We start from the raw sequence: 26,126 nt of genomic DNA, 5'->3' as shown, positions 1-26,126 counted from the left end.
GACACACGCGATAGTCAGAGGACTATTTCTTCGGATAACCCGCTCGTTTCATGTCGCGCTCGGTCGAGTTTTGCGCGGCGGCCAGGGCGGCATCGACTGTCATCGTGCCCACCAGGGCTGCGGAGAATTGCTGGCCGACCGACGTGCCGATGGCCTGGAACTCAGGGATGGTCACCAACTGGATGCCGACATAAGGCACTGGTTTTAGCGTAGGGGTTTTGGGTGTGACTGCCTTCAACGATTCGAGGGTGATTTTGGCGAACGGTGCAGCCGTCATATACGCCTCGTTGTAGGTCGAGGCGCGAGTACCCGGCGGCACGTTGGCTACGCCGTCTTTCTCGGCAACCAGTGCGGCGTACTCTTTGGACGTCGCCCAGGTGCTGAAGGTTTTGGCGTCAGCCTGGTTCTTTGCGCTTGTTGGAATGGCCAGTGCCCAGGAATACAACCAGGCCGAGCCTTTGTCTGTGACCTCATGCGGCGCATAAGTGAAGCCGACATGGTCGGCGACCTTGCTTTGAGTTTTATCGGTCACAAAAGAGCCGGCAACGCTGGCATCGACCCAGATCGCGCATTTGCCGCTGTTGAACAAGGCCAGGTTTTCGTTGAAACCATTGCTCGATGCGCCGGGCGGCCCGGATTTTTTCATGGTTTCGACGTAGAAATTCAGTGCGTTTTTCCACTCGGGTTGATCGAACTGAGGCTTCCATTGCTCATCGAACCAGCGGGCGCCATAGGCATTGGCGACGGTACTGATCAGCGCCATGTTCTCGCCCCAACCGGCCTTGCCGCGCAAGCAGATACCGTATTGCTCCTTGTCGCGATGGGTGAGTTTTTCAGCAAAGCCCGCGATCTCGGTCCAGGTCGGGCGTTCAGGCATCGTCAGGCCTGCTTCCTTGAGCAGATCGGTGCGGTAGTAGGTCATCGAACTTTCGGCATAGAACGGCAGGGCATACAGCTTGCCGTCAACAGACAGGCCATCGCGTACCGAGGGGAACACGTCATCGAGTGCGTAGCTGGCAGGCAGGTCTTTCATCTCTTCCAGCCAGCCTTTCTGACCCCACAACGACGCTTCGTACATGCCGATGGTCAGCACATCGAACTGGCCCCCTTTTGTAGCGATGTCGGTGGTCAGGCGTTGGCGCAGAACGTTTTCTTCCAGCACCACCCAGTTGAGTTTGATGTCAGGGTGCTGTTGTTCGAAGGCTTTGGACAGGCGTTGCATGCGGATCATGTCGCTGTTGTTGACCGTGGCAATGGTCACTGTACCGGCGACGGCCGTGCCGCCAAGTACCAGGCAGGTGCTGGCGAGTAGCGCTTTTACTGAAGCCTTCATCGATCTCTCCTCTCCTGCGCTCTGAGAGCTGCAGAAGGTCAGTTATTGTTTTTGTATCTTCCGGAGGCAAGGAAGACTGTGAACTGATTACAACGGTCTGAGGGAGAGATGACAAATCCTGCACTGCACTCAAACCGATACTTTTTTGCACTCATGGCGCAAGCGGAAATGCACTGAAATATCGCTCCGGCATAGCGTCGGGCGGTTTCAGCGTAGTTGAAGGGGACGAAGGCGGGGTGAATCAGTACAGGTTTTGTTCGGTCAGGCGCTGGACGGCCAAACGACGATAGTGCGATGGCGTCATGCCTTTAAGCTGCTGAAAACGCCGATTAAAATTGGAAATATTATTGAAACCGGACTCGAAACACACATCGGTCACCGGTTTATTGCCATCTGCCAGCAGCTCGCAGGATTTACTGACGCGCAGGCGATTGACGAACTCGACGAAGCAACGGCCAGTCGCCTGCTTGAAGACCCTGGAAAAATACGTCGGTTTCATGCCCAGATACTCCGCGACCTCTTCAAGAGGCAGCTCGCGCGCGTAATGGACGAAGATGTAATCCACGGCGCGGTTGGTGCGGTCGATACTGTGTTCATCGGCCAATTGCGGCGAGGTCGTGCCAGAGAGCAGTTGGACGTCATCACTCGCGGCCAGAAGCTCCAGCAATATGAAAAAATGCCCCAGCCGGCTGATACCCCTGCTGTCGGCGATTTTTTGCATCAGCTTCATCGCCTGACGGATCGTACGTTTGCAGCGAAACTCGATCCCGTATTGCGCGCGCTCCAGCAGCGGGGTCAGGGTTTTGAGTTCGGAAAACACCTGGTTGCCGCTCTCGAACAACTCGTCGGTGAAATTCACCAGCATGTCGCGTTTGGGCACCACTTCGTCTTCGCCTACCTGGCTGATCCAGTTGTGCGGCAGGTTCGGCCCGGTCAAAAACAGGCTTTCAGGGTAGAAGTTACCGATGTAATCGCCGATGAACACCTTGCCCGAACTGGCGACGATCAGGTGCAATTCGTATTCTTTATGAAAATGCCAGCGCACCAAAGGACAGGGAAAACCATGCTCGCGATAAATGATCGACAGCCCGTTATGGTCGTCCATCAGTTCGTAGGAGGGGTCGGTGATTCTTGTTGTTTTGGTCATGGACTGGTCGTCGATGGTGATTCGATCAGGTCCTAATGTGCACTATTTGGCTGAGCGGTAACATGGACTTAACGAAGGGTCGTATTAAAGGGCACAAAATGAGCAAGACCGTGGTTTTGGATGTGAGCTCATGAAGAACATTCTGCTGATCGGCATCGGTGCGGGTAATCCGGAACACATCACGGTTCAGGCCATCAACGCGCTGAACCGGACGAACGTGTTTTTCATCCTGGACAAAGGCTATGCCAACGACGATTTATTGCGTTTGAGGAAGGAGATTTGCCAGCGCTACATGACGCGAGACGATTATCGCGTGGTACAGGTGCAGGATCCGCAGCGCGAAGACGATCCTCACTCCTATCAGGTGGGCATCGAGCACTGGCATGAGCAGCGCGCCGTATTGTTCGAGCAACTGATTGGCGATGAAGTGGCCGACGGGGAGGTTGGCGCGTTTCTGGTCTGGGGCGATCCGTCGCTGTATGACAGCACCTTGCGGATTCTTGAGCGGGTACTTGAGCGCGGTGCGCAGTCGTTTGAGTATCAGGTCATTCCGGGTATTACCAGCGTTCAGGCGTTGGTCGCCCAGCACCGGATACCATTGAACCGCATTGGCGAGCCAATCCAGATCACCACCGGCCGGCGCCTGGCACAGAGCCCGGAGGGGGATATCGATAACGTCGTGGTGATGCTCGACGCCCATTGCACGTTTGAGACCCTGACCGATACCGATCTTTACATCTATTGGGGCGCGTACCTGGGCACCCCCGATGAAATCCTGATTGCGGGTAAGCTCAAGGACGTCAGCGCTGAAATTCGCCGCGTCCGCGAAGCTGCCAGGCGCGAGAAAGGCTGGATCATGGATACTTATTTGTTGCGTAGACCTCGTTGAGACCTTCGCAGGGTTGCCTGCGAAGGTCTCAATGCCGACGGCAATTGAATTTTACTAATGATAGGTTTTGCCGCTGGTCGACGTCAGATTGATATTGACCACTGCGTAGCTATCGCTGCCAACTTGCCGGATTAGGGCCTGGCTATGAAACTGATTAATGCGGCCAGTCACCCGAATATCCAACTCCGCGCCGCGGCTTTCGACCTTTACCTCCGGATCTTTTGTTATGAGAAAGGGTTGTTCATCGGCGAGCATAGAGAGAATTTCCTCATCTGTGGTCAGGCCTTTACTTAGGTAGTATCTGTAGCTAAACCCCACTGTAGCGCCACCCCCATTTGTACTGACGCCGTAGACAAAACCATCATCGGGCAATGGGTATTTAAGAAAAACCTTATCCAGCTCGGGAGGGTTTTTGGTGGTAAGCCATGTCCAGCCGTTATAGCCCAATGAAGATAAAAGCAGGCAATAGAGACATAGACGTTTAGCCAGCATAATGACCTTTCGCCTGCGCATATTTGATGCCTTTTCGTTAAGTCCGATTCTTGGCCTCGATCCATTGCGCCATGTACTGGGTACTTTTGTGATGATGGTGACGCAGCATGGCCCCGGTGAAATTATCGGTTCGATGCTGTTGCAGGTTCTGCCGGCAGGCCTCGATTCGGGCGATCAGGCTCGCGCAGTGCTGCTGATATTGATAGCGCGCATCCACTATCGCCCAGCCGTTGGTTTGCGCCTGTGTCCACAGGGTTTTGTCCCGATAGAGTTCGACGGCTGCAGCTGCGATGGCGCTGGCGCTACTGCCTATCGCGCCCGGCCATGGCAGTTCGCCAGCTATGGCTTCAGCGCCAATAGGCGTGGTGACATTGGGGGTGCCGCAGAGCATGGCGTCGACGATCTTGCCTTTGATGCCAGCACCAAACCGCAAGGGGGCCAGACAGACTCGCGCTCCGGACATCACCTCCAGTGCATCTTCCGCCCAGTTCATTACATGAAACCCCTGTGCTGCGTTGTGCAAGGCCGTGGCTTTGGGAGGGGTATAAGCGCCGTAGATGTGCAGTTGCGCAGAGGGTAGCTGTTGGCGAATCAGTGGCCAGATCGTATTTTTCATCCATAACACCGCATCCCAGTTCGGCGCGTGGCGAAAATTACCAATGCTAAGGAAGTGCGCTCGCTCCTCGAAGGGGCGCGCGCTGCTCGGCGTGCCATCGAGCATCAGCGGGCACCAGTGCAATAAGGCTGTGGGGAGCTTGAACTGATTGACCAGCAGGTCGATTTCAACGTCGGAGATCATCAGGCTGATGTCGGAGCGGTAGATCGCGGCAATTTCGCGCTGGGCCAGGTCGCTTGCGGCCATAGGCGAAAAAATAGCGTGAGATGAACGACTGAAAAGATCAGTTAAATCATCACTATCAGGATCATTTTTTAAGTGATTCTTGAGGAGTTGATGCCGTGCATTGCGCAGACTTTGCAGGTCTGAGGTTTCGAGAATGCGCAGTGCATCAGGACAATGCTTCTCCACGCGCCAGCCAAATTGCTCTTCCATCAAGAATTGGTCGAACAACACGATATCCGGCTGCAGTTCGCTGATGAACACATCGAAGCTGCTGTTATTCAGTTCGATGCTCACTTCGGCAATGCCGAGAGCGGCCAGATCAGCTTTGTGTTCGCCTTCACTCGCAGGGCTGCTGAAGGTAATTTGCCAGCCTTGACTCAGAAAGCACTCGATCAACTGCATCATGTGACCGCCCGCCGCAGACGAGCGCGGTTCTGGCCAGACATAACCAATGATGAGCACGTGGGTGGGGGTGCTTGAGTGGGGCAGGCTCATGGGGAGAGAGTTCAGGGTGATCGGGGGGCGTGATTAAACCACAAGGCGGATTAAAGCTGCGGTGCCATCAGAGTGGCGCCCACAAAAACATCGGCCAGCAAAACTGGCCGATGTGGCGTAGCGCTCAGCCTGCTTTAGGCTGCGTTGGCGGTTCGCCAGTCGTCGGAACCGGAGGTGCCAGAGACTTCATGGGTCCAGATGATTTTGCGGTAAGTGAAGTAAACATCTTCAAGCTGAGTGAAATGCGCAGTGGCCGGATCCTGGCAATTCGGCATGCGTGACTGCACGTCGACGATCAAAGCGTCTTCCAGCTCAATGCTGAAGTAATGCTCCTGCCCACCAACCCCGGATGTCCGATAAAACGCCAAATGGCATTTGTTTAAAGTTTCGCCAGAAATCAATGCCTGAAAAATCAGCGGTGAAGACTTGTCGAACACTTTGGTGATCATCAGCGGTTTGTGCACACGTTGTCCGGTAGGTTGACCGGATTGCGGGTCACGGGGAACGATGACTTGGTGGTTGAAGGCTTGGACCAGGATTTTATTTTCGTGGCCTTCCTGATAGATGTTGCCAACCGAATCAGCCGTGAAAGTGCCAGCAGTGATCTGGCCTTGTTTGCTGCCTTCAAGAATCATATACGCGGGTGTTGGCATGAAACGCTCCTTTCAAGATAAACAGACGGTGTCCGTAAAAACTAATGCGTTGCGGACGCTGCTTCATCAATCAAAAGCCATGCCGTAAAAAATAATCTGATATAAATCATACGGATAGATTTATTTATTAAAGCTATTTAGAGCTTTTTGATAAGCATTTAACTCTGATTGAGCAAGTTCCTGCTCATGTCAGCGGAGCATTTTGCGCATTGGATAAGGGCCCTTTGAAATCAGCTCCGATGAGCTTTTGGGTCATTGGCGGGTTCAGGTTCTGCAGAAAATTGCATATCAGGCTTTCTGGCTCAAAATCCCCTTCACCTTGCTTCGCAGCTGCTCAATCGAGAACGGCTTGCCGATGACGTCCATGCCTTCCGGCACCTCGATACTTTCTGCATACCCACTGGCGAACAGCACGGGCAGGCTGGAGCGTAATTTTCGGGCCTCGGTCGCCAGGTCGCGGCCGTTCATATCGGGTAGTCCCTGGTCGGTCATCAGCAGGTCTATGACTTTCTGACCGTCGCCCAAGTGGGCGAGCGCGCCTTTACCGTCAGCGGCTTCGAGCACGCTGTATTCCAGCTCTTTAAGCACGTCGACGATCAACATGCGCACGATGTTGTCGTCTTCGACCACGAGGATGGTGCTGATGGGGGCGGACATAAAATGTTCCCTGATAAAAGGCAATGATTCACAGCTGATTGTTTCTGACAGCATGTTAATGAGTATGTAAATGATAGCGACAAGTTCCCTCTAGCAGTAAAAACTATCCGTTTGGGTTATTTTCTGCTCGTTTTTCAGCCTGATGAGATGTTTTGTAGGACGTTTCGTGGCGTTATGCCTGAATTTTCCGCTTCGCGTGCTAGAAAAGCAGTCTTTTGCAGACGTTTGCGGCAGACTCTGTCGTTTCGATGAATTCGCCCGGACCTTTTGATGAACTCTCCGTCTTCGATTGACGAGCAACGCTTCCGTAAAATGTTGGGCCGAAACATCAGCCTGCCGTTGGGTGTCGGTGTGCTGAGCGCTGTTTTTTTTATCGCTCTGATTACCTATTTATTGACGGTGATCCAGTGGGTCGAACACACCGACCGCGTGATCAACAACGCCAATCATTCGCTCCGGCTGTCCATCGACATGGAAACGGGCATGCGCGGCTTTCTGCTCACCGGTGATGAGCACTTTCTCGACCCCTATGAAGTCGCCAAGCCTGGGGTGGCGACTGAACTCAAAAGCCTGAACGAGTTGGTTGCCGATAACCCTCAGCAAGTGGATCGCTTGAGGCGTCTTTCCGCCTTGCAGGATGAGTGGAACGATTTTGCCCAGGAAATGATCACGTTGCGCCGAAAAAATGGCGATTATCAATCAGCTATTGCCGCTGGTCGAGGCAAGCGTCTGACCGACGAAATTCGCAGCGAATATGATCAGATCGTGGCGATGGAGCAACAACTGCGCGTCACTCGCAACGAAGAAGTCACGCACACTACGATTCTCACAGTCACCTTGTATTTGATTTTTGTGGTGCTGATCAGCGGCTTCCTGGCCTATATAGGCCGGCGTGATATGTTCGCATTATCAAAAAGTTACATTGAAAACATGAAGCTGCAAGAGAATAACGCTCAGCGCTTGCAACACGTGGCGTGGCTGCGCAACGGGCAAAGCGAGCTGGCAGAACAAGTGCTGGGGCAACTCACATTGAACGTGCTGGGCCGCAATGTGCTGCAGTTTTTTGCTCAATACCTGGGCTCTGTCGTGGCCGCGATGTATGTCCGTCAGGAACATGGTGGCTTCACGCGTGTGGCGTCTTACGGGTTTTCTCGCGAGCAGGAACAGCGCGAGCAGTCGATCTACAGCGGCGAGGGCGTTATTGGTCAGGCTGCGCTGCAAGACAAGATCATCACCCTGGACGATGTGCCGGGCGATTACTTCAAAGTCAGCTCGGGCCTGGGCGATGGTTCGCCGCGTAGCGTCCTGATCGTGCCGACCAGCAATGACGACCAGGTCAATGGCGTGATTGAGCTGGGCTTTTTGCGGGCGTTGACCGAACGCGATGTCGAGTTCCTTGAGGTGATTTCCGACAACATCGGCACCGCGATTGACGCGGCACGTTACCGCCAGCGCTTGCAGGACGTACTCGCCGAAGCCCAGCAGCTCAATGAAGAACTGCAGGTGCAGCAGGAAGAGCTTAAAGCCGCTAACGAAGAACTTGAACAACAGTCACACATCCTGAAGGAGTCTCAGGCCCATCTGGAAGCCCAGCAGGCGGAGCTTGAGCAAACCAATGAGCAGTTGGCCGAGCAGGGCCAAGCCCTGGCCGATCAGCGCGATGCGTTGGACCGTAACAACGAAGAGTTGAATATTGCGCAGGTTGAACTTGAAGCAAGAGCTGAAGAGCTGCAGCGCTCCAGCAAATACAAGTCTGAATTCCTTGCCAATATGTCTCATGAGCTGCGTACGCCGCTCAACAGCTCACTGATTCTGGCGAAACTGCTGGCGGAAAACCCGACAGAGAACCTGACGGCCGAGCAGGTCAAATTCGCCGAGTCGATCTATTCGGCCGGCAACGATCTGCTGAACTTGATCAACGACATTCTCGACATCTCCAAGGTCGAAGCCGGCAAGCTCGACATGCGCCCGGAAACCACCAGTGTGGCGCGGTTGGTCGAAGGCCTGCGGGGTATGTTTCAACCCATGGCCGCAGACAAGAAACTCGACTTTCAAGTCGAATTGCAGGCGGGTGCGCCCACGCTGCTGTTTACTGATCGCCAGCGCCTGGAGCAAGTACTGAAAAACCTGTTGTCCAATGCGATCAAGTTCACCGAGCGTGGCAGTGTCAGTTTGACCGTCTCGCGCCAGCCGGGCGAGGGCATCACCTTCACCGTGCGCGACACCGGGATCGGCATCGCCGAAGAACATCAGGAAAGCATTTTCGAAGCATTCCGCCAAGCCGACGGCACCACCAATCGGCGTTACGGCGGCACCGGTCTTGGGCTGTCGATTTCCCGCGATCTGGCCAAATTGCTGGGTGGCTCGATCACCGTCACCAGCGCGCCAGAGCAGGGCAGTATTTTTACCTTGGTGGTGCCTGAGCAATACGTTGAACAGGTCCAACTCGAATATGGCGAACAGCCGGTCGCGGTTGCAGCACCTGTAATGGCAATGCCACCGGTCATCCCCGTTGCTGCGGTGACAGTTCCGACAGCGCCTGCTATTCCAGACTTTGCCGATGATCGCGACAAGGCACCGTTCAGCACCCGCTGCATGCTGGTGATCGAGGATGAGGTCAGCTTCGCGCAGATTCTTTACGATCTGGCTCACGAATTGGGTTATCAATGCCTGGTGGCCCATGCCGCTGACGAAGGGTTCAACCTGGCGGCACAGTTCATACCTGACGCGATTTTGCTGGACATGCGTCTACCGGATCACTCAGGTCTGACCGTGCTACAACGCTTGAAAGAACTGGCGCCGACCCGACATATCCCGGTCCACGTGATCTCTGTAGAGGATCGCCAGGAAGCCGCTATGCACATGGGGGCCATCGGTTATGCGGTCAAGCCGACCACCCGTGAAGAACTGAAGGATGTTTTCGCCAAGCTCGAGGCCAAGTTGACCCAGAAGGTCAAGCGCATCCTGCTGGTGGAAGACGACGCCCTGCAACGCGACAGTATCGCGCGATTGATTGGTGACGATGACATCGAGATAACCGCTGTCGGGTTCGCCCAGGATGCGTTGGATCTGCTGCGGGATAACGTCTACGACTGCATGATCATCGACCTGAAACTGCCTGACATGCTCGGCAACGACCTGCTCAAGCGCATGTCCACCGAAGACATCTGCTCGTTTCCGCCCGTGATCGTCTACACCGGGCGCAACCTGACGCGCGATGAAGAAACCGAGCTGCTTAGATATTCCCGCTCGATCATCATCAAGGGTGCCCGCTCGCCTGAGCGTTTGCTGGATGAAGTGACGCTGTTCCTGCACAAAGTCGAATCTAAACTGTCCAGCGAACGCCAGAAAATGCTCAGGACCGCCCGCAGTCGAGACAAGGTGTTTGAGGGCCGTAAAATCCTGGTGGTCGATGATGACGTGCGTAACATCTTCGCGTTGACCAGTGCCCTGGAGCACAAAGGCGCGGTCATTGAAATCGCTCGCAATGGTCGAGAGGCCATCAACAAGCTTAATGATGTCGACGACATCGATCTGGTGTTGATGGATGTGATGATGCCCGAGATGGACGGCTACGAAGCGACCGTGGAGATTCGCAAGGATCCACGCTGGCGCAAGCTGCCGATCATCGCGGTGACGGCCAAAGCCATGAGAGACGATCAGGAGCGCTGCCTGCAGGCGGGCTCCAATGATTACCTGGCCAAGCCCATTGACCTTGACCGTTTGTTTTCGTTGATTCGCGTATGGCTGCCCAAAATGGAACGGATCTGACTCATTGAACGTATCAGGCATTGAAGCCACTAAGTTGACTCTTGGAACCGAGTATCTGGATTTGTGCCATGTCGCTTGAGCGGAACACCGAAATTGAATTGCGTCTGTTGATGGAGGCGATTTACCTCAAATACAGTTACGACTTTCGTGATTATTCTGGCGCCTCGGTCAAGCGTCGGGTCAATCATGCGTTGCGCCAGTTCGACTGCAAAACCATCTCGGCGCTCCAGGAACGCGTGCTGCATGACCCTTTAGCGTTCATGCAGCTCTTGCAGTTCCTGACTATCCCGGTCAGTGAAATGTTTCGCGATCCTGGGCATTTTCTGGCGATTCGTCAGGAGGTGGTGCCACTGCTCAAAACATACCCTTCGATCAAGATCTGGATCGCCGGTTGCAGTACAGGGGAGGAGGTCTACTCCATGGCGATCCTGCTGCGCGAGGAGGGGCTGCTTGATCGAACCATCATCTACGCCACTGACATCAACCCCAGCTCGCTGGAGAAGGCCAAGATGGGCATATTCTCACTGGAGAATATTCGTGCGTACACCGAGAACTATCAACGGGCAGGCGGGCAGCGGGCGTTTTCCGACTATTACACCGCGGCGTATGACCACGCTATTTTCGATAAGACGCTGCGCGAGAACGTTACGTTCGCCGATCACAGCCTGGCAACTGACAGTGTGTTTTCAGAAACCCAGTTAATTTCATGCCGTAACGTACTGATTTATTTTAATAAAAAGCTTCAGGATCGGGCGTTCGGGCTGTTTCACGATTCGCTCTGCCATCGGGGTTTTCTGGTACTGGGCAGCAAGGAAACACTCGATTTTTCCGCTTATAGCAAAAAATTCGAGACGTTTGTCAAACAGGAGCGGATCTACCGTAAGTCATGAATACAACTGAACAACACCATCACTTGCCCATTCGCGCGTTGCCTGTTGTCGATGCCATTGTCATCGGGGCGTCGGCTGGCGGTGTGGATGCCTTGATGAAGATTTTCTCCGCGTTGACGCCAGGCTTCGCTCTGCCAATTATCACGGTCTTGCATTTACCTGATGAGCGCCGCAGTCATTTGGCTGAAATTTTTCAGCGGCGCCTGCCTGTTCCGGTTAAAGAAGTTGATGACAAAGAGATAATTGTTCCTGGCACGTTGTATTTCGCCGCTCCCGGCTATCACGTGTCTGTGGAAGAAGACTTCAGCCTGTCGCTGAGCCAGGAAGAGCGCGTTTACCATTCACGACCCAGCATCGACATCCTTTTTGAGTCGGCCGCTGATGCCTATGGATCTCGCCTGGCCGGAGTATTGCTGACCGGGGCCAATCAGGACGGTGCTCGAGGATTGGCTCTGATCAAGCATCATGGCGGATTCACGGTGGTTCAAGATCCCCGGCTGGCTCATGCACCCACCATGCCCGAAGCAGCGTTGGCGTTACACATGCCGAATCACATCCTACCGTTGCACGACATCGGCCAATTGCTAATCGAGCTGGAAAGAACCGCATGCTAAGTGAAATCCAAGCCAACCTGCTGATCGTCGATGATCTACCAGAAAACCTGCTGGCGCTTGAGGCATTGATCAAGCGTGAGGACCGCACGGTCTTTAAAGCCCTGTCTGCTGATGAGGCGCTTTCGCTGTTGCTGCAGCATGAGTTCGCTCTGGCCATTCTCGATGTGCAAATGCCAGGAATGAACGGCTTCGAACTGGCTGAGTTGATGCGCAGTACCGAGAGAACCAAAAATATTCCTATCGTGTTTGTCAGTGCCGCCGGTCGTGAGTTGAATTACGCATTCAAGGGCTACGAAAGTGGCGCAGTGGACTTTCTGCACAAGCCGCTGGATATCCATGCGGTGAAGAGCAAGGTCAATGTGTTCGTCGACCTTTATCGTCAACGCAAGGCGATGAAGCAGCAGGTCGAAGCCCTTGAGCAGAGCCGCCGCGAGCAGGAAGCCTTGCTCAAACAACTTCAGTCCACGCAGAACGAACTTGAGCACGCGGTGCGCATGCGTGATGACTTTATGTCGATTGTTTCCCACGAGGTGCGCACCCCGCTTAACGGGCTTATTCTGGAAACCCAACTGCGCAAACTGCACCTCGCCAAGGGCAACGTTGCTGCGTTTACCCTGGACAAGCTGAGCGCCATGGTCGATCGCGATGAGCGGCAAATCAAGAGTTTGATTCGTTTGATCGAAGACATGCTGGATGTCTCGCGCATTCGTACCGGCAAACTGTCGATTCGTCCCAGTCGTTTCGATCTGGCGCAACTGGTCAGCAACCTTCTGGAGAGCTTCTCCGCGCAAATGTCTAATGCTGAGTCGACGTTGTCTTTTACGGCCGAAGGGCCAGTCATGGGGACCTGGGATGAGTTTCGCATCGAACAGGTGGTTGTGAACTTGCTGACCAACGCGCTGCGCTATGGCTCTCATAACCCGATCGACGTGCGGGTGTACTGCGACGGGGGGCAGGCGCGGGTGGATGTGCTTGATCACGGCATTGGTGTCAGCGAAGAAAACCAGAAACGAATTTTCCAGCAATTCGAGCGGGTATCGGCCAATCATGTCATTGCCGGATTGGGCCTGGGCTTGTTTATTTCCGAGCAGATCGTCGCCGCCCATGGTGGTTCGATCAGCATAGATAGCGAAGAGGGTAAGGGGTCGTTGTTCAGGGTGAGTCTGCCGCTTTAAAAGCTGTTGGCAATTATCCGACGTACAGCGCAACCTACGCCGCGCGCCATGGTCGTAGTGGCAGCTATTTAGAGATATAAGGCACACCCATGAGCTCAGATGCAGAAGATGTCGTACTCATCGTCGAAGACGAACCGCTGATCCTGATGTTGCTCGCCGATTATCTATCGGGCGAGGGCTACCGGGTATTGAAGGCAGAAAATGGCGAACAGGCGTTCGAGATACTGGCGACCAAACCTCACCTGGATTTGATGATCACTGATTACCGCCTGCCGGGCGGAGTATCGGGGGTGATGATTGCTGAGCCGGCGGTGAAGTTACGACCTGAATTAAAGGTGATTTTCATCAGCGGCTACCCCGCCGAAATCCTGGAGTCCGGCAGCCCTATCGCTCTCAAGGCGCCAATCCTGGCCAAGCCGTTCACGATGGAAAACCTGCATACCCAGATTAAAAAACTGCTGGCGTGATTGAGTGGTTGTGGTGCTTGCATCCCCGATTTCATTACGCCTCAACTGCCTCTTTACTCGCTCGGACATCCATCCCGAAATACTCATGTGCCTTCCTCCTTCGGCGTCGGATTGCTTTCTCCCGAGCGATGTCGAACGCCTTGGTCCCGGATCGAGCGGTCTGACTTCGCGCCGCCCAATGGGGGTTTTGTCCTGCAAATGGCATAACCGCAGCCTTACGGCTGGTAAGGCGTGCTTGTTATAGTCTGAGCACCATTACAACCAAGAATTGTGAGTATTTCGAAGATGACAACCGTGTCCGATTACCAGGCTTTCCACGTCGAACTGACCGATAACATCGCTCATGTGCAGATCAATCGGCCGGAAAAGGTCAATTCGATGAACGCCGCGTTCTGGAGCGAGATCATCGATATTTTCCAGTGGATCGATGACACAGATGACGTGCGCGTCGTGGTTCTGAGCGGCGCGGGCAAACACTTCTCGTCGGGTATCGACTTGATGATGCTGGCATCGGTTGCCACTGAGTTGGGCAAGGATGTGGGGCGAAATGCACGCGTGCTGCGGCGCAAAATTCTGCAGCTCCAGGCTTCGTTCAATGCCGTGGACAGCTGTCGCAAACCGGTATTGGCGGCAATTCAGGGGTACTGCCTGGGCGGCGCCATCGATTTGATTGCAGCGTGTGATATGCGTTACGCCGCTGAAGATGCACAATTCTCGATCAAGGAAATCGACATGGGCATGGCGGCGGATGTGGGTACTTTGCAGCGCCTGCCGCGTATCATCGGCGACGGTATGCTGCGCGAACTGGCCTACACCGGGCGTACTATCGGTGCAGAAGAGGCGCGCAGCATCGGCCTGGTCAATCGCACGTTCGTCGACACCCAGAGCCTGCTTGAAGGTGTGATGGCCATTGCGGGTGAAATTGCCAGTAAATCGCCGATCGCCATTGCCGGGACCAAGGAGATGATCAGCTACATGCGTGACCATCGGATCGATGACGGTCTTGAATACGTTGCCACGTGGAACGCGGCAATGCTGCAATCAGCGGACCTTCGGTTGGCGATGACCGCGCACATGAGCAAACAAAAAGCAGTCTTCGATAACTGAAGAATTCAACCATTAAGGCCGACTGGAACACTGAGCTGCAAGCGATCACCCAGACGTGCGCAAGCAGAGGAGATTATTCATGACACGCCCGAGGCGCTGGACAACGGCCGTACTGGATATCCAGGTCAGCGGCGGTTGGGCTGTGGTTCACAGTACCCAAGGATTTCTGCTCGACGGCAACGGCGTGATGTTCCCACGGGAATGGCTCAAGCGTCAGGACTTGCCGTTGCTCAGCGAACACGGCATCGGCCATTTCGATGGTGAGCCGGTCTACTTGCTGGTGCTCAAACATCCGGTGGACGTCGAGGGTTGCACCTGGCAAGGGCTGCGTCAGTTCATGCTGGAAGGCGACTTCGACGTTTACAGGAAACTCGGCTATGCCGCACAGATAGGCACATGGGCGCGGGAGCATCGGTTCTGTGGCAGCTGTGGTCAAGCAATGCAGCAAGTGCCGGGTGAGCGTGCCATGTACTGCGAACACTGTGATTTGCGTCATTACCCGCGTATTTCGCCGAGCATGATCGTGCTGATCACCCGTGGCGATGAAATCCTGTTGGCACGCTCGCCGCGTTTCGTGCCGGGCGTCTACAGCACCCTGGCGGGGTTCGCGGAGCCTGGGGAGTCTGCGGAGGATTGCGTACGCCGCGAAGTGATGGAAGAGGTACAGCTTGAGGTCAAGAACATCCAGTACATGGGCAGCCAATGTTGGCCGTTCCCGCATTCGATGATGCTGGGTTTCCATGCCGAATACGCGGGAGGCGAGATCGTTCCGCAACTGGATGAGATCGAAGATGCGCGTTGGTTCGACATCAATGATCTGCCGCCGCTACCGGCCCACCGCTCCATCGCGCGTTACTTGATTGATCTGTATCTGGCCAGGCGTTCAGGCACCGCTGAACCAGTGTTGCCAGGCTAGGCGCACAGTCAGTCCCAGCACCACGATAATGAACACAGGGCGGATAAATTTTGCGCCGCCCTGAATCGCGGTACGAGCGCCGAAGAAGGCCCCGATCATCAGCGACGACCCCATGCTCAGGCCGATCAGCCAGTCTACCTGGCCAGAGAAGATGAACACTGACAGCGCTGCAGCATTGCTGACGAAGTTCATGCTGCGCGCCACACCGCTGGCCTTCACCAGATCCAGTGGGTAGAGCAGCAGACTGCTGACAGTCCAGAAGGCCCCTGTGCCCGGCCCGGCGACACCGTCATAAAACCCTAACCCCAGGCCTTGCGGCAGTTGCCACTTCTTCTTGATGGGCGCTTCGCTGTCCAGTGGCGCCTTGGGTGTGCCACCGAACAACAGGTAGAGGCCGCATCCGAACACAATCACCGGGAGCATCTGGTTGATCCACTCAGCAGGCAGGTAATGCGCAACCACCGCGCCAATCGCTGCGCCGACTGCCGTGCCAGCCAACGCGTGAATCCATTGCTTGGGGTCGAACAGTTTGCGTCGGAAAAAGGTGTAGCTGGCCATCGCCGAACCGAAGGTCGAACTGAGTTTGTTGGTGCCAAGGACCAGGTGCGGTGGGAGGCCGGCAGTCATCAGGGCAGGGGTGGTCAACAAACCACCACCACCGGCGATCGCATCAATGAACCCTGCGACAAAAGCAACGACTGCAAGAATGGCGAGGGTGGTCAGGTCAACACTGAGTTCAAAAGGCATGCGAGGGATCGACTTATACGGCTTGGGCAGAATGGCTGCTCCAGAAGGCGACCATTTTACGCATAACGGGTGATAAATCGATGCATCGGTTAGACCGCGGCAAGCCGTTCGCGAAACCTGCACAATATGCAGGAAAAGCGGTCACACCTCATCCATTCTGACCCAACGCTGCTCTACCGCCGCCAGGCGAATCGCTGCCGCTAACCGTTCTACTTGCCACGCCTCTTCGAAATCAGGCCCTTCGTTGCCGTGACCGCAGACCGCCTGAATCAATGCATGCACTTCCAGCGTCTTGAGTTCGTTGTACCCCAACTGATGCCCAGGTGCAGGACAGAAGGCTGCATAACCGGGCAGTGTTGGTCCAGCGAGTATCCGCTGAAACCCGTCTTGCCCTGAGCGGTAAACCTGCAGCTCATTGAGTCGCTCCTGATCAAACGCAAGGGTGCCCCGTGTGCCGCTGATCTCGAAACTCAGGTGATTTTTGTAGCCGTGCTTGAGCCAACTGCTGCTGAACGTACCGCGCGCGCCGTTGGCGAAGCGTAGCAGAGCATGGGTCTGATCATCGACGGCGATGGTGCGCTGCTCGCTGCTGCCCACGGCAACCGGGCGTTGGGCGTGCACGGTATGGGAGTCGGCACACACCGTGTCGATGTCGCCGAGCAGGTGACGGGCCAGCGCGAGCAAATGGCTGCCCAAGTCTGCCAGCGCGCCTCCTGCGTGGGCAGCTTCACAGCGCCATGACCAAGGCGTTGCGGGATCCCCCATGAAATCTTCGCTGAACTCTCCCTGAAAACCGATGATCTCGCCCAGATCGCCGTCTGCGATCATCTGTCGTGCCAGCCCTATGATGGGGTTGTGCTGGTAGTTGTAACCCACCCGAGTGACCACGCCCGCTGCTTTGGCGGCCTGACGCATTTCACTCGCCTGACCGAGGCTGATCGCCAGGGGTTTCTCGCAATACACCACTTTGCCGGCTGCCAGTGCCGCCATGGCCGCGGGGTAATGCAAGTGATTCGGTGTGGTGATCGCCACTAGGTGCACGCCGGGATCGTTGATCAATGATTGCCAGTCGCGATGAGCATGAGCGAAGCCCCAGTCGTTTGCGCATCGCTGGGCACGTGCGGCATCAGCATCGGCCAGTGCAGCGAGATGCACCTCCACGGGCAGTTGAAATGCGGCACTCACGTTGCGAAAGGCCAAGGCATGGGCCCGTCCCATGAAGCCAGTGCCTATCAGACCAATGCCCAGTATGGGAGGAGCAGATTGAGGTACAGAAGATTCGCGCATGACAAAGTCCGGTTAGAGTTGTTATGCAGAAAATATATTCTTAATTTGTTTTATATGGAATATATATTCTTTATATGGGTCGTAAAAAAACAGCCCGGAGGCTGTTTTTTTCACCCGTACAGGAGAATCAGGACAGGTAACCACCGTCCACATTCAACGAAACACCGGTGGTGTAGCTGGATGCATCACTGGCCAGATACAGAACGGCGCCCGCCATCTCGCTGGGTGCGGCCACACGTTTGAGCGGGATCTGTTCCAGCGCCATGTTCAGGATCGCATCGTTTTTGACCAGGGCCGAGGCGAATTTAGTATCCGTCAGACCTGGCAGCAGGGCGTTGCAACGAATGCCGAACGGCGCGCATTCCTTTGCGAACACTTTGGTCATGTTGATCACGGCTGCCTTGGTCACCGAATAGATGCCCTGGAACACGCCTGGCGAAATGCCATTGATCGAAGCGACGTTGATGATGCTGCCACCACCGTTTTCGCGCATCAGCTTGCCGGCTTCAATGGACATGAAGAAGTAACCGCGAATATTCACGTCGACGGTTTTCTGGAACGCGCTCAGGTCCGTGTCCAGCACGTTGCAGAATTGCGGATTGGTTGCAGCGTTATTGACCAGAATGTCCAGTCGACCGAACTGTTCGCGAATCTGCGCGAACGCGTTATGGATCTGTTCCATCTCGCCGATGTGGCAGGCAATCGCAGTAGCCTTGCCGCCGTCAGCGATGATCGCGTCCGCGACGTGTTGGCAGCCATCGATCTTGCGGCTGGAGACAATGACGTGCGCGCCTTGTTGAGCCAGTAGCTTGGCGATGGCTTCACCAATGCCGCGGCTGGCACCGGAAACGAAAGCGATTTTGCCGTCGAGGTCGAACAGTTGGGTCTTGGACATGTTTTCTTCCTTATTGTGTCGCAATCAAAGGCTGGATTTATCGATCACTTGCAGGCTCATCTGCTCCAGCAGTTTGTTCATCTGAATGAACTGCGCAAAGCGTTTGTCCTGGGTCTGACCATGAAAAAAGCGGTAGTAGATTTGCTGCACGATGCCGGCCAGGCGGAACAAGCCATAGGTGTAGTAGAAGTCAAAATTGTCGATCTCGATGCCTGAGCGTTCAGCGTAGTAATCGACGAACTGACGACGGGTCAGCATGCCGGGCGCATGGCTAGGCTGGCGGCGCATCAGCTGTACCGGTGCCGGGTCGCTGGCTTCGATCCAATAGGCCAAGGTGTTGCCCAGGTCCATCAACGGGTCGCCAATCGTGGTGAGTTCCCAATCCAGAACGCCGATGATTTTCATCGGGTTAATGGGGTCGAGAATCACATTGTCGAAGCGATAGTCGTTGTGCACGATGCTGGATACGGGGTGATCGGCTGGCATTTTTTCCTTGAGCCAGGCCCTGACCGTCTCCCAACTCGGCGCATCCGGGGTCAGCGCTTTTTCGTAACGCTCGCCCCAACCACCAATCTGGCGTTTCACATAGCCTTCTGGCCTGCCAAGGTCCGCCAAACCGCACGCGGTATAGTCGACTTGATGCAGCTCGACGAGCGTGTCGATAAAGTTTTTACACAGCGCTTCGGTCTGTTGGGCGTCGAAGTTCAGTTCAGGCGGTAGATCAGAACGCAGAATGATGCCGTTGACCCGCTCCATGACATAGAACTCAGAGCCGATCAGTGACTCGTCAGTGCAATGCACGTAAGCCTTTGGGCAATACGGAAAGCCGACATTCAACTGATTGAGAATGCGGTATTCGCGTCCCATGTCGTGCGCAGACTTGGCTTTTTGGCCAAAAGGCGGACGCCTCAGGACGAACTCCTGGTCCGGGTATTGGATCAGGTACGTCAGGTTCGAAGCGCCGCCCGGAAACTGGCTGATCTCAGGCGAGCCTACCAGGCCGGGAATATGCGCCTTGAGGTAGGGGTCGATGAGGCTGGCGTCGAGTTCTTCGCCAGAGCGGATCTTGGTGGACTGGTCAGTAAGCGCCATGCTTATCCCTTCTGCTTATTATGGAGTGCAGACATTATTGACTAATCTAATGCGGCCACTCTCCGCTCACAAGCTGGAAACGGCCTTATAGGTGAGCGTGTTGCTGGCCAATCATTGGCTTTGATCGCTGCGTGTCCGTGAGCTGCAGGCGAAAAAAAACCGAGGCCCTGAGACCTCGGTTCTGCGTGCATTGCAGCCAGTTTTAAGCCGGGAACAGCTCGCTCAACTTCATGGCCAGCATCATGTCGCCTTCAGCGCGCAACTTGCCGCCCATGAACGCCTGCATGCCGTCGGTTTCGCCGCTGACGATGCCTTTAAGGGTCTCGCTGTCCATGACCAATGTCACTTGAGCGTCAGGGTTCTCGCCTTCTTTAACGTCGCAAGTACCGTCTTTTACGATCAGGGAGTAGTTTGTTTCTTCATCGATACGAAAGCCAAAAACCAGGTCCAGGCCTGCAGCTGCACTTGGGTTGAACTTGGCTTTCATGGATTGAATGGCGTCAGCTACAGAAGTCATGGTGCGATCCTTTTTCTGGGGTTCTGGTGGATAGGTTCCAGCGACCATTCAGGTCGCCGTGGGCCGGTCTCAGCGATAAGTGATGAGCTCCGGCGCCTGCAACAGTTGCAGGTGTGCATGACTGTTGAAGGAAGCCAAGGCTACCTCGCGACCACGGAATTTAAGCTGGTTGAGCGAGGTATTGACGATTTGCCAGTTGAGTTCGAACGCCTGCTTCGCGGGCATCTGAGTGATCAAGTGGAGCAGCGCGGTGATTGTACCGCCTGAGGTGAAAATCGCGATCCGGTCTTTGCTGCCTGCCTGATCGAGAACCCTGTGCAAGCCTGATTGAACCTGCTCGACAAAACCGAGCCAGCTCTGCAGCCCCGCAGTGTCATAGTCACCCTTGAGCCAACGGTCCATGATCAACGCAAATAGCCGCTGAAACTCAGCGCGGTTTTGCGCGGCATTACGCAGAACATGCAGGGCTTCCGGTTCATCAGGGAGCATGGCGGGGAGCAGGGCGCGGATCACTGCATCGGCGTCGAATTCATTAAATGCGGGATCGACTTCAAGCGGGGCTATGGATTGCCCGGCAGCCTTGAACTGGTCCATTACCGCCTCAGCCGTATGCTGCTGACGACGCAGGTTGCCAGAGAGACAGCGATCAAAGCTCACGCCCAACTGTGTCAGGTGCTTGCCGAGGATCTCGGCCTGGCGAATACCCATCGGCGACAGAACGTCGTAGTCGTCTGCACCAAAGGAGGCCTGGCCATGTCGAATCAAATAGATGCTGCCCACGTCGGTGTTATCCCGGGACGTTGAAGGTTTTGCGAGGTTATGAGGATGCTTCAAGCGTGTCAATGAAAAAACATACGCTTGTTTGAATGGTTGTTTCCGGGACATCCGTGGCGCGCGATCGACTGGCCGTCTGCAAAGCACGCCGGTATGCTTGAGTCATCCGCGGCCCCTTGATTGGAGGGGCGCAAAGTGTGTGAGGAGTATTTGTGGAGTTTATGGCTGAATACGCAATCTTTCTGGCCAAGACGGTCACCCTGGTGGTTGCCATTCTGATCGTGCTGGCGGCTTTCGCCTCGCTGCGCAGCAAGGGCCGACGCAAATCTGCCGGGCAGTTGCAGGTCAGCAAGCTGAATGACTTCTACAAAGGTCTGCGCGAACGTCTTGAACAATCGCTGCTGGACAAGGACCGGCTCAAGGCGTTGCGCAAGGAGCAAGCCAAAAGCCTGAAGAAGGAAAAGAAACTGGCCGACGCCAAGCCTCGGGTGTACGTGCTGGATTTTGACGGTGATATCAAAGCGTCCGCAACCGAGAGCATGCGCCATGAGATCACGGCGCTGTTGACCTTGGCCACGGCCAAGGATGAAGTGGTGCTGCGCCTGGAGAGTGGCGGCGGCATGGTCCACAGTTATGGCTTGGCCTCATCGCAGTTGGCGCGGATTCGTCAGGCGGGTATTCCACTGACTATCTGCATCGACAAAGTGGCGGCCAGCGGTGGCTACATGATGGCTTGCATTGGTAACAAGATTATCAGCGCACCGTTCGCTATTTTGGGTTCCATCGGCGTGGTAGCGCAGTTGCCCAACGTCAATCGTCTGCTGAAGAAGCATGATATTGATTTTGAAGTGCTGACCGCTGGCGAGTACAAACGTACCTTGACCGTGTTCGGCGAAAATACCGAGAAGGGCCGGGAGAAGTTCCAGGAAGAGCTGGACATCACTCACGAGTTGTTCAAAAACTTTGTCGCGCGCTACCGGCCACAATTGGCTATCAACGAAGTCGCCACCGGGGAAGTCTGGCTTGGCATGGCAGCGCTGGACAAACAGCTGGTGGACGAACTCAAGACCAGTGATGAATACCTTTCTGAGCGCGCCAAGGTCGCTGAAGTTTTCCATTTGCACTATTCCGAGCGTAAAAGCTTGCAGGAACGGATCGGCTTGGCGGCCAGTGGGTCGGTAGATCGTGTCTTGTTGAGTTGGTGGAGCCGGCTGACACAGCAACGCTTCTGGTAATCATGAGCGTCCTTGTCAGGTTTTCAGTGACAAGGACGGTTCATCAGATAGCAAAAAGCCCGGGGTTCTAAAGAACCCCGGGCTTTTTTTCAGGCCAAATCAGCGACGCCGGAACAGCGGCAACGGTTCATCTGTAGCGGCCTGGTAGGTCACCGAGAAGTCTTTAAGACCTTCAAGGGCTTCATACGGGTCTTTATCGGGGCGAATCGCAAAGGCGTCGAAACCACAGCGGTGCATGTAGAACAATTGGTCACGCAACACATCGCCAATGGCTCGTAGCTCGCCTTTGAAACCGTATCGATCACGAAGCAGGCGCGCATTGGAGAAACTGCGACCATCGGTGAACGCCGGAAAATTCAGGGCAATAACCTGAAAGTTGTCCACGTCATCGCCAATTTGCTCGGCTTCTTCGTCTGCGTCCAGCCATACACCCAGGCCGCCGTCACGCGCTTTGAGGGCGTGACTGTGGTCGAGCCATAAGGCCAGCGGCACAATCAGGTCATCACAGTTGGACAGGCCGTCAAGCGTCGTATCCTTTGGCAGCAAGTGCCAGGTTTCGTCGATGACTTCGTTGTTCTTAATGATTCGCTGCATAGACGCGCTCCTTGAAAGGGTCAATGCCGATACGCTGGAAGGTGTCGATAAAACGCTCATCTTCGTGCCGCTTCTCTATGTAGACGTTGATCAGCTTTTCGATCACGTCAGGCATCACATCCTGGGCGAAAGACGGGCCCAGAATTTTACCCAGGCTTGCGTCACGGTTGCTGCTGCCGCCAAGGGAGACTTGATAGAACTCTTCGCCTTTCTTGTCCACGCCAAGAATGCCGATATGCCCCACGTGGTGGTGACCGCAGGCATTCATGCAGCCTGAAATATTCAGGTCCAGCTCGCCAATGTCGAACAGGTAATCCAGATCGTCAAAGCGACGCTGGATGGATTCGGCAATCGGGATCGATTTGGCGTTGGCCAAGGAGCAGAAATCGCCCCCCGGGCAGCAAATGATGTCGGTCAGCAGGCCGATGTTCGGGGTAGCAAAACCTTGTTCGCGGAGCTCGCCCCACATTGTGAACAATTGGCTCTGCTCAACGTCGGCAAGAATGATGTTTTGCTCGTGGGACGTGCGCATCTGGCTGAAGCTGTAACGATCAGCCAGATCGGCAATGCCATCGAGTTGTTTGTCGGTGACATCGCCCGGGGCAACACCGGTCGGTTTGAGCGACAGGGTCACTGCGGCGTAGCCCGGCTTTTTGTGCGCAAGAACGTTGCGCGAGCGCCAGCGGGCGAAACCCGGGTGTTCTTTGTCGAGGTGAGCCAGTTCAGCGCTTTGATCGCTAAGGGCTTTGTACTCGGGGTCGACGAAGTGCTTGGCGACGCGATGCACTTCGGCTTCGGTCAACGTGGTCTGGCCGCCCCGCAGGTGGGCCATTTCCGCGTCGACTCGCTCGGCGAACACTTCAGGCGTCAGTGCCTTGACCAGAATCTTGATCCGGGCCTTGTACTTGTTGTCGCGACGGCCATAGCGGTTGTAGACCCGCAGGATGGCGTCCAGGTAGCTCAACAGGTCCTGCCAAGGCAGAAACTCATTGATGAAGGCACCGACCACTGGCGTACGACCCAGGCCGCCACCGACCAGAACGCGGAAACCCAGTTCGCCTGCAGCGTTACGCACGGGCTCCAGGCCAATGTCGTGCACTTCAATGGCGACACGGTCGCTGGCGGAACCATTGATGGCGATCTTGAACTTGCGCGGCAGGTAAGCGAATTCGGGGTGGAAGGTAGTCCACTGCCGAACGATCTCGCACCACGGGCGCGGATCAACCACTTCATCCGCCGCAACACCGGCAAATTGATCGGTGGTGACGTTACGCAAGCAGTTACCGCTGGTCTGAATCGCGTGCATCTGCACGGTTGCGAGTTCAGCCAGAATATCCGGCACGTCTTCCAGCGCGGGCCAGTTGAACTGAATATTTTGGCGGGTGCTGACGTGGGCATAGCCCTTGTCATAATCGCGAGCGATTTTGGCAATCATGCGCAACTGTCGCGAGGTCAGCTGGCCGTAAGGCACAGCCACCCGCAACATCGGCGCAAAGCGTTGAATATAAAGGCCATTCTGCAGGCGCAGCGGGCGAAACTCTTCTTCGCTCAGCTCTCCGGCCAGGTAGCGTCGGGTCTGATCCCGGAACTGCTTGACGCGGTCCTCGATGATCCGCTGATCGTACTCGTCGTATACGTACATATAGGTCCTGTTCTCAGGCTGCTTACAGCAAATCTGCGCGCACGGCCGCGCACTCCCAACGGAGCCGAGGGAAGATACCAGTTTGCAGTTATGCGCAAAAGTGAAGTTTGAGTATATGCAAAGAACTAAAAGAACTATCCAGATCGGGTTGATCGGATAACCCTGCTTGAGGAATGGGCAATGCTCGACTTTACTGAGGGCGTGATCGCGGCAATCTGCTGTCGCAGAGGCGGTCACGCTTCATGTGCAATCACCGATAAAACCGAAAAGAGGCGATGCAATGAGCAACCCTGTCAAAGCAGTGAAAGCCGATAGCAGCGTAGATGCCTGGGCCATTTTCTTCATTGTCATCCTGGTCGTAACGACGGCCGTATTCTGGGTGAGCCACCAATAACGCAAGCAACCTGCGCCTGTCCGACGTGACGGTCGGACAATGCGTTAAACGGTATTCAGAGGTCTGCATTCAAGCAGTTATACTGCGCGCCTATTTTTCAGGCCCGCATGAGAATGTTTAAATTTTTTTGTAGCGCGTTGCTGGTATTGAGCAGCGTATGGCTGACTGCGGCCGAAGCGGCGACGGTGGTTTTTCTCAATCCGGGCCTGTCGACAGAAACGTTTTGGGTCAGCTATTCAAAGTTCATGGCGGCGGCGGCCGATGACTTGGGCATGACGTTGCAGGTGCACTACTCGGAGCGGGACCCCGATAAAACGCTGATCCAGGCGCGCGAAGTGTTGCAGGGCCCCGACCGGCCCGATTACCTGGTGTTCGTCAATGAACTGTATGCCGCCCCGGAAATTCTTCGTCTGTCCCAAGGCAGCGGCGTCAAGCTGTTCGCCGTCAACAATACCCTCACCCCTGATCAGATCAACCTACTTGGCGACGTCCGCACCCGCTTTCCGAATTTGATCGGTAGCCTGGTGGGGAATGACGAGGAGGGCGGCTATCTGATGGCCAAGGAGCTGATTCGCCTGCACCCCAAGGTTGCCGTCGGTCAGAGCATTGACATGCTGGCGTTCTCCGGGGCAGCAACAACACCCGTCGCCCAGCTTCGCGAGCAGGGCCTGCACCGCGCCTTGGCTGAGCACCCGGAAGTGCATTTGCGTCAACTCGTGTACAGCGGTTGGGAGCGAGGGCGGGCGCAGGAGCAGGCCCGACAGCTGTTCAAGCGCTACCCGAAAACAAGCCTGGTATGGTCTGCCAATGATGAAATGGCGTTTGGCGCCATGGCGGCATTGCGTGAACGGGGCGCAAAGCCGGGCAAGGATGTGCTGTTTAGTGCCTTGAACTCTTCGACAGCGGCCTTGCAGGCGCGACTGGACGGAAGTTTGAGTGTTCTGGCGGGTGGACACTTTACGTTGGGAGGGTGGGCCATGGTATTGCTGCACGACTATGACGCAACCAGGGAACAGGATCGCCAGTACCTGGGGGCGCGTCAGTTAAGCGTGTTGCAGCTTATCGGCCAGCAGGATGCCTGGCGCCTGCTGCAGGCTAGCCACAAAGACGACTATGGCGTCGATTTCCGCACATTCAGCGTGACGGGTAACCCTACGCCAGACGCGTACCACTTTTCCCTGAAAAGCATACTGCACTGAAGGGTCAGCCCACTGCGAAGTGCAATACCAACTGCACAATGCCAAACAAGGTCAGGGCGAAGATCGCCGTGAACAGCACGCCCAGTATGACGAAATGACTGGGTTTGCCGTGGGTAAAATCCCGAGCCCGGTTTTTCCCGCTCTGCACACCAAATGCCGCCGCTACAACGCTCTGCACCATCTGCCAGAAAGTAGGCGGCTTATTGTTTGAAGAGTCGTCCATACACCCTCGTGAGTTCACATCAACGTAAAGAAAACTCACTGAAGCATAGTCAACTCAGGGGGATATGCCCTGCGCCGGTC

25 protein-coding genes are annotated in these 26,126 nt (G+C 55.4%); 10 read left to right on the top strand and 15 right to left on the bottom strand.

Features of this window, described 5'->3' with window-relative positions; genetic code table 11:
• Positions 1–22: 22 nt before the first annotated feature.
• Together K0F75_RS00470 and K0F75_RS00465 are read right to left on the bottom strand one after the other, a co-directional pair.
• Entirely contained in the window at positions 23–1,333 is a 1,311-nt protein-coding gene (locus K0F75_RS00470; protein WP_219059805.1) for a sugar ABC transporter substrate-binding protein, read from the bottom strand.
• Positions 1,334–1,574: 241 nt separating this feature from the next.
• Complete coding sequence (locus K0F75_RS00465; RefSeq protein WP_219059804.1) at positions 1,575–2,480, bottom strand: AraC family transcriptional regulator; 906 nt, start codon at positions 2,478–2,480, stop codon at positions 1,575–1,577.
• 130 nt (positions 2,481–2,610) lie between these two features.
• On the opposite strand from K0F75_RS00465, the gene cobF reads away from it, so the two are divergent.
• Entirely contained in the window at positions 2,611–3,369 is a 759-nt protein-coding gene (gene cobF / locus K0F75_RS00460; protein ID WP_219059803.1) for a precorrin-6A synthase (deacetylating), read from the top strand.
• Between the two features lie 54 nt (positions 3,370–3,423).
• Here the strand turns inward: cobF and K0F75_RS00455 are convergent, their stop codons facing one another.
• The 4 genes from K0F75_RS00455 to K0F75_RS00440 all read right to left on the bottom strand — a co-directional run bounded on the left by K0F75_RS00455 (position 3,424) and on the right by K0F75_RS00440 (position 6,507).
• A complete protein-coding gene (locus K0F75_RS00455; protein ID WP_219059802.1) occupies positions 3,424–3,861 on the bottom strand; it encodes a hypothetical protein in 438 nt (145 codons plus the stop codon).
• A gap of 37 nt (positions 3,862–3,898) precedes the next feature.
• Positions 3,899–5,197, bottom strand: a complete 1,299-nt coding sequence (locus K0F75_RS00450; protein ID WP_219059801.1) for a glycosyltransferase — start codon at positions 5,195–5,197, stop codon at positions 3,899–3,901.
• A 134-nt stretch (positions 5,198–5,331) separates the two neighbouring features.
• A complete protein-coding gene (locus K0F75_RS00445) occupies positions 5,332–5,850 on the bottom strand; it encodes an Hcp family type VI secretion system effector (protein ID WP_219059800.1) in 519 nt (172 codons plus the stop codon).
• 288 nt (positions 5,851–6,138) lie between these two features.
• Positions 6,139–6,507, bottom strand: a complete 369-nt coding sequence (locus K0F75_RS00440) for a response regulator (protein ID WP_219059799.1) — start codon at positions 6,505–6,507, stop codon at positions 6,139–6,141.
• Positions 6,508–6,777: 270 nt separating this feature from the next.
• On the opposite strand from K0F75_RS00440, the gene K0F75_RS00435 reads away from it, so the two are divergent.
• The 7 genes from K0F75_RS00435 to nudC all read left to right on the top strand — a co-directional run bounded on the left by K0F75_RS00435 (position 6,778) and on the right by nudC (position 15,447).
• Positions 6,778–10,278 (top strand): response regulator, encoded by a 3,501-nt coding sequence (locus K0F75_RS00435; protein ID WP_219059798.1) that lies wholly within the window; start codon positions 6,778–6,780, stop codon positions 10,276–10,278.
• A gap of 68 nt (positions 10,279–10,346) precedes the next feature.
• Complete coding sequence (locus tag K0F75_RS00430) at positions 10,347–11,168, top strand: protein-glutamate O-methyltransferase CheR (RefSeq protein WP_219059797.1); 822 nt, start codon at positions 10,347–10,349, stop codon at positions 11,166–11,168.
• Positions 11,165–11,782, top strand: coding sequence for a chemotaxis protein CheB (locus K0F75_RS00425; protein ID WP_219059796.1), 618 nt, complete (start codon positions 11,165–11,167; stop codon positions 11,780–11,782). The genes K0F75_RS00430 and K0F75_RS00425 overlap by 4 nt, the downstream gene beginning before the upstream one ends.
• On the top strand, positions 11,776–12,957 hold the full coding sequence (locus tag K0F75_RS00420) for a hybrid sensor histidine kinase/response regulator (RefSeq protein ID WP_219059795.1): 1,182 nt from the start codon (positions 11,776–11,778) through the stop codon (positions 12,955–12,957). Before K0F75_RS00425 ends, K0F75_RS00420 begins: the two co-directional genes overlap by 7 nt.
• Positions 12,958–13,046: 89 nt before the next feature.
• Positions 13,047–13,424, top strand: coding sequence for a response regulator (locus tag K0F75_RS00415; protein WP_219059794.1), 378 nt, complete (start codon positions 13,047–13,049; stop codon positions 13,422–13,424).
• Positions 13,425–13,718: 294 nt separating this feature from the next.
• On the top strand, positions 13,719–14,531 hold the full coding sequence (locus K0F75_RS00410) for a crotonase/enoyl-CoA hydratase family protein (RefSeq protein WP_219059793.1): 813 nt from the start codon (positions 13,719–13,721) through the stop codon (positions 14,529–14,531).
• A gap of 79 nt (positions 14,532–14,610) precedes the next feature.
• On the top strand, positions 14,611–15,447 hold the full coding sequence (nudC, locus tag K0F75_RS00405) for an NAD(+) diphosphatase (protein WP_219059792.1): 837 nt from the start codon (positions 14,611–14,613) through the stop codon (positions 15,445–15,447).
• On the opposite strand, the gene K0F75_RS00400 is transcribed toward nudC, so the two are convergent.
• The 6 genes from K0F75_RS00400 to K0F75_RS00375 form a co-directional block, all read right to left on the bottom strand.
• The gene (locus K0F75_RS00400) at positions 15,415–16,194 is read right to left on the bottom strand and encodes a TSUP family transporter (RefSeq protein WP_219059791.1); all 780 of its coding nucleotides are present in this window, start codon (positions 16,192–16,194) and stop codon (positions 15,415–15,417) included. The two genes, nudC and K0F75_RS00400, sit on opposite strands and share 33 nt — an antisense overlap.
• A 141-nt stretch (positions 16,195–16,335) precedes the next feature.
• Positions 16,336–17,481 (bottom strand): Gfo/Idh/MocA family protein, encoded by a 1,146-nt coding sequence (locus tag K0F75_RS00395; RefSeq protein ID WP_219059790.1) that lies wholly within the window; start codon positions 17,479–17,481, stop codon positions 16,336–16,338.
• 127 nt (positions 17,482–17,608) lie between these two features.
• A complete protein-coding gene (locus K0F75_RS00390) occupies positions 17,609–18,376 on the bottom strand; it encodes an SDR family oxidoreductase (RefSeq protein ID WP_219059789.1) in 768 nt (255 codons plus the stop codon).
• A 24-nt stretch (positions 18,377–18,400) separates the two neighbouring features.
• The gene (locus K0F75_RS00385) at positions 18,401–19,468 is read right to left on the bottom strand and encodes a phosphotransferase family protein (RefSeq protein WP_219059788.1); all 1,068 of its coding nucleotides are present in this window, start codon (positions 19,466–19,468) and stop codon (positions 18,401–18,403) included.
• A gap of 202 nt (positions 19,469–19,670) precedes the next feature.
• Positions 19,671–19,985 carry an SCP2 sterol-binding domain-containing protein gene (locus K0F75_RS00380; RefSeq protein ID WP_219059787.1) on the bottom strand — a complete coding sequence of 105 codons (315 nt, stop codon included), beginning with the start codon at positions 19,983–19,985 and terminating at the stop codon, positions 19,671–19,673.
• A gap of 69 nt (positions 19,986–20,054) precedes the next feature.
• On the bottom strand, positions 20,055–20,765 hold the full coding sequence (locus K0F75_RS00375) for a histidine phosphatase family protein (protein WP_219059786.1): 711 nt from the start codon (positions 20,763–20,765) through the stop codon (positions 20,055–20,057).
• Positions 20,766–20,971: 206 nt separating this feature from the next.
• On the opposite strand from K0F75_RS00375, the gene sohB reads away from it, so the two are divergent.
• Positions 20,972–21,994 carry a protease SohB gene (gene sohB, locus K0F75_RS00370; protein ID WP_219059785.1) on the top strand — a complete coding sequence of 341 codons (1,023 nt, stop codon included), beginning with the start codon at positions 20,972–20,974 and terminating at the stop codon, positions 21,992–21,994.
• 99 nt (positions 21,995–22,093) lie between these two features.
• Here the strand turns inward: sohB and K0F75_RS00365 are convergent, their stop codons facing one another.
• Together K0F75_RS00365 and K0F75_RS00360 are read right to left on the bottom strand one after the other, a co-directional pair.
• On the bottom strand, positions 22,094–22,588 hold the full coding sequence (locus K0F75_RS00365) for a DUF934 domain-containing protein (protein ID WP_219059784.1): 495 nt from the start codon (positions 22,586–22,588) through the stop codon (positions 22,094–22,096).
• Entirely contained in the window at positions 22,572–24,230 is a 1,659-nt protein-coding gene (locus tag K0F75_RS00360; protein ID WP_219059783.1) for a nitrite/sulfite reductase, read from the bottom strand. The genes K0F75_RS00365 and K0F75_RS00360 overlap by 17 nt, the downstream gene beginning before the upstream one ends.
• Before the next feature lie 507 nt (positions 24,231–24,737).
• Between K0F75_RS00360 and K0F75_RS00355 the strand changes: the two genes are divergently transcribed.
• Positions 24,738–25,823: an ABC transporter substrate-binding protein gene (locus K0F75_RS00355; RefSeq protein WP_219059782.1), complete on the top strand. Its 1,086-nt coding sequence runs from the start codon at positions 24,738–24,740 to the stop codon at positions 25,821–25,823.
• A gap of 4 nt (positions 25,824–25,827) precedes the next feature.
• Here K0F75_RS00355 and K0F75_RS00350 read toward each other — a convergent pair whose 3' ends face one another.
• Positions 25,828–26,046: a DUF2970 domain-containing protein gene (locus tag K0F75_RS00350; RefSeq protein WP_219059781.1), complete on the bottom strand. Its 219-nt coding sequence runs from the start codon at positions 26,044–26,046 to the stop codon at positions 25,828–25,830.
• Between the last annotated feature and the right edge of the window lie 80 nt (positions 26,047–26,126).

The organism is Pseudomonas sp. UMAB-08 (assembly GCF_900095225.1).
Classification (GTDB): domain Bacteria; phylum Pseudomonadota; class Gammaproteobacteria; order Pseudomonadales; family Pseudomonadaceae; genus Aquipseudomonas.
This window is presented reverse-complemented; position numbering and strand designations above follow the sequence as displayed.

Excerpts from the sequence above, each read along its gene's own strand:
- K0F75_RS00470 (WP_219059805.1), bottom strand. The coding sequence starts at position 1,333 with ATGAAGGCTTCAGTAAAAGCGCTACTCGCCAGCACCTGCCTGGTACTT.
- K0F75_RS00465 (WP_219059804.1), bottom strand. The coding sequence starts at position 2,480 with ATGACCAAAACAACAAGAATCACCGACCCCTCCTACGAACTGATGGAC.
- cobF (WP_219059803.1), top strand. The coding sequence starts at position 2,611 with ATGAAGAACATTCTGCTGATCGGCATCGGTGCGGGTAATCCGGAACAC.
- K0F75_RS00455 (WP_219059802.1), bottom strand. The coding sequence starts at position 3,861 with ATGCTGGCTAAACGTCTATGTCTCTATTGCCTGCTTTTATCTTCATTG.
- K0F75_RS00450 (WP_219059801.1), bottom strand. The coding sequence starts at position 5,197 with ATGAGCCTGCCCCACTCAAGCACCCCCACCCACGTGCTCATCATTGGT.
- K0F75_RS00445 (WP_219059800.1), bottom strand. The coding sequence starts at position 5,850 with ATGCCAACACCCGCGTATATGATTCTTGAAGGCAGCAAACAAGGCCAG.
- K0F75_RS00440 (WP_219059799.1), bottom strand. The coding sequence starts at position 6,507 with ATGTCCGCCCCCATCAGCACCATCCTCGTGGTCGAAGACGACAACATC.
- K0F75_RS00435 (WP_219059798.1), top strand. The coding sequence starts at position 6,778 with ATGAACTCTCCGTCTTCGATTGACGAGCAACGCTTCCGTAAAATGTTG.
- K0F75_RS00430 (WP_219059797.1), top strand. The coding sequence starts at position 10,347 with ATGTCGCTTGAGCGGAACACCGAAATTGAATTGCGTCTGTTGATGGAG.
- K0F75_RS00425 (WP_219059796.1), top strand. The coding sequence starts at position 11,165 with ATGAATACAACTGAACAACACCATCACTTGCCCATTCGCGCGTTGCCT.
- K0F75_RS00420 (WP_219059795.1), top strand. The coding sequence starts at position 11,776 with ATGCTAAGTGAAATCCAAGCCAACCTGCTGATCGTCGATGATCTACCA.
- K0F75_RS00415 (WP_219059794.1), top strand. The coding sequence starts at position 13,047 with ATGAGCTCAGATGCAGAAGATGTCGTACTCATCGTCGAAGACGAACCG.
- nudC (WP_219059792.1), top strand. The coding sequence starts at position 14,611 with ATGACACGCCCGAGGCGCTGGACAACGGCCGTACTGGATATCCAGGTC.
- K0F75_RS00400 (WP_219059791.1), bottom strand. The coding sequence starts at position 16,194 with ATGCCTTTTGAACTCAGTGTTGACCTGACCACCCTCGCCATTCTTGCA.
- K0F75_RS00395 (WP_219059790.1), bottom strand. The coding sequence starts at position 17,481 with ATGCGCGAATCTTCTGTACCTCAATCTGCTCCTCCCATACTGGGCATT.
- K0F75_RS00390 (WP_219059789.1), bottom strand. The coding sequence starts at position 18,376 with ATGTCCAAGACCCAACTGTTCGACCTCGACGGCAAAATCGCTTTCGTT.
- K0F75_RS00385 (WP_219059788.1), bottom strand. The coding sequence starts at position 19,468 with ATGGCGCTTACTGACCAGTCCACCAAGATCCGCTCTGGCGAAGAACTC.
- K0F75_RS00380 (WP_219059787.1), bottom strand. The coding sequence starts at position 19,985 with ATGACTTCTGTAGCTGACGCCATTCAATCCATGAAAGCCAAGTTCAAC.
- K0F75_RS00365 (WP_219059784.1), bottom strand. The coding sequence starts at position 22,588 with ATGCAGCGAATCATTAAGAACAACGAAGTCATCGACGAAACCTGGCAC.
- K0F75_RS00360 (WP_219059783.1), bottom strand. The coding sequence starts at position 24,230 with ATGTACGTATACGACGAGTACGATCAGCGGATCATCGAGGACCGCGTC.
- K0F75_RS00355 (WP_219059782.1), top strand. The coding sequence starts at position 24,738 with ATGTTTAAATTTTTTTGTAGCGCGTTGCTGGTATTGAGCAGCGTATGG.
- K0F75_RS00350 (WP_219059781.1), bottom strand. The coding sequence starts at position 26,046 with ATGGACGACTCTTCAAACAATAAGCCGCCTACTTTCTGGCAGATGGTG.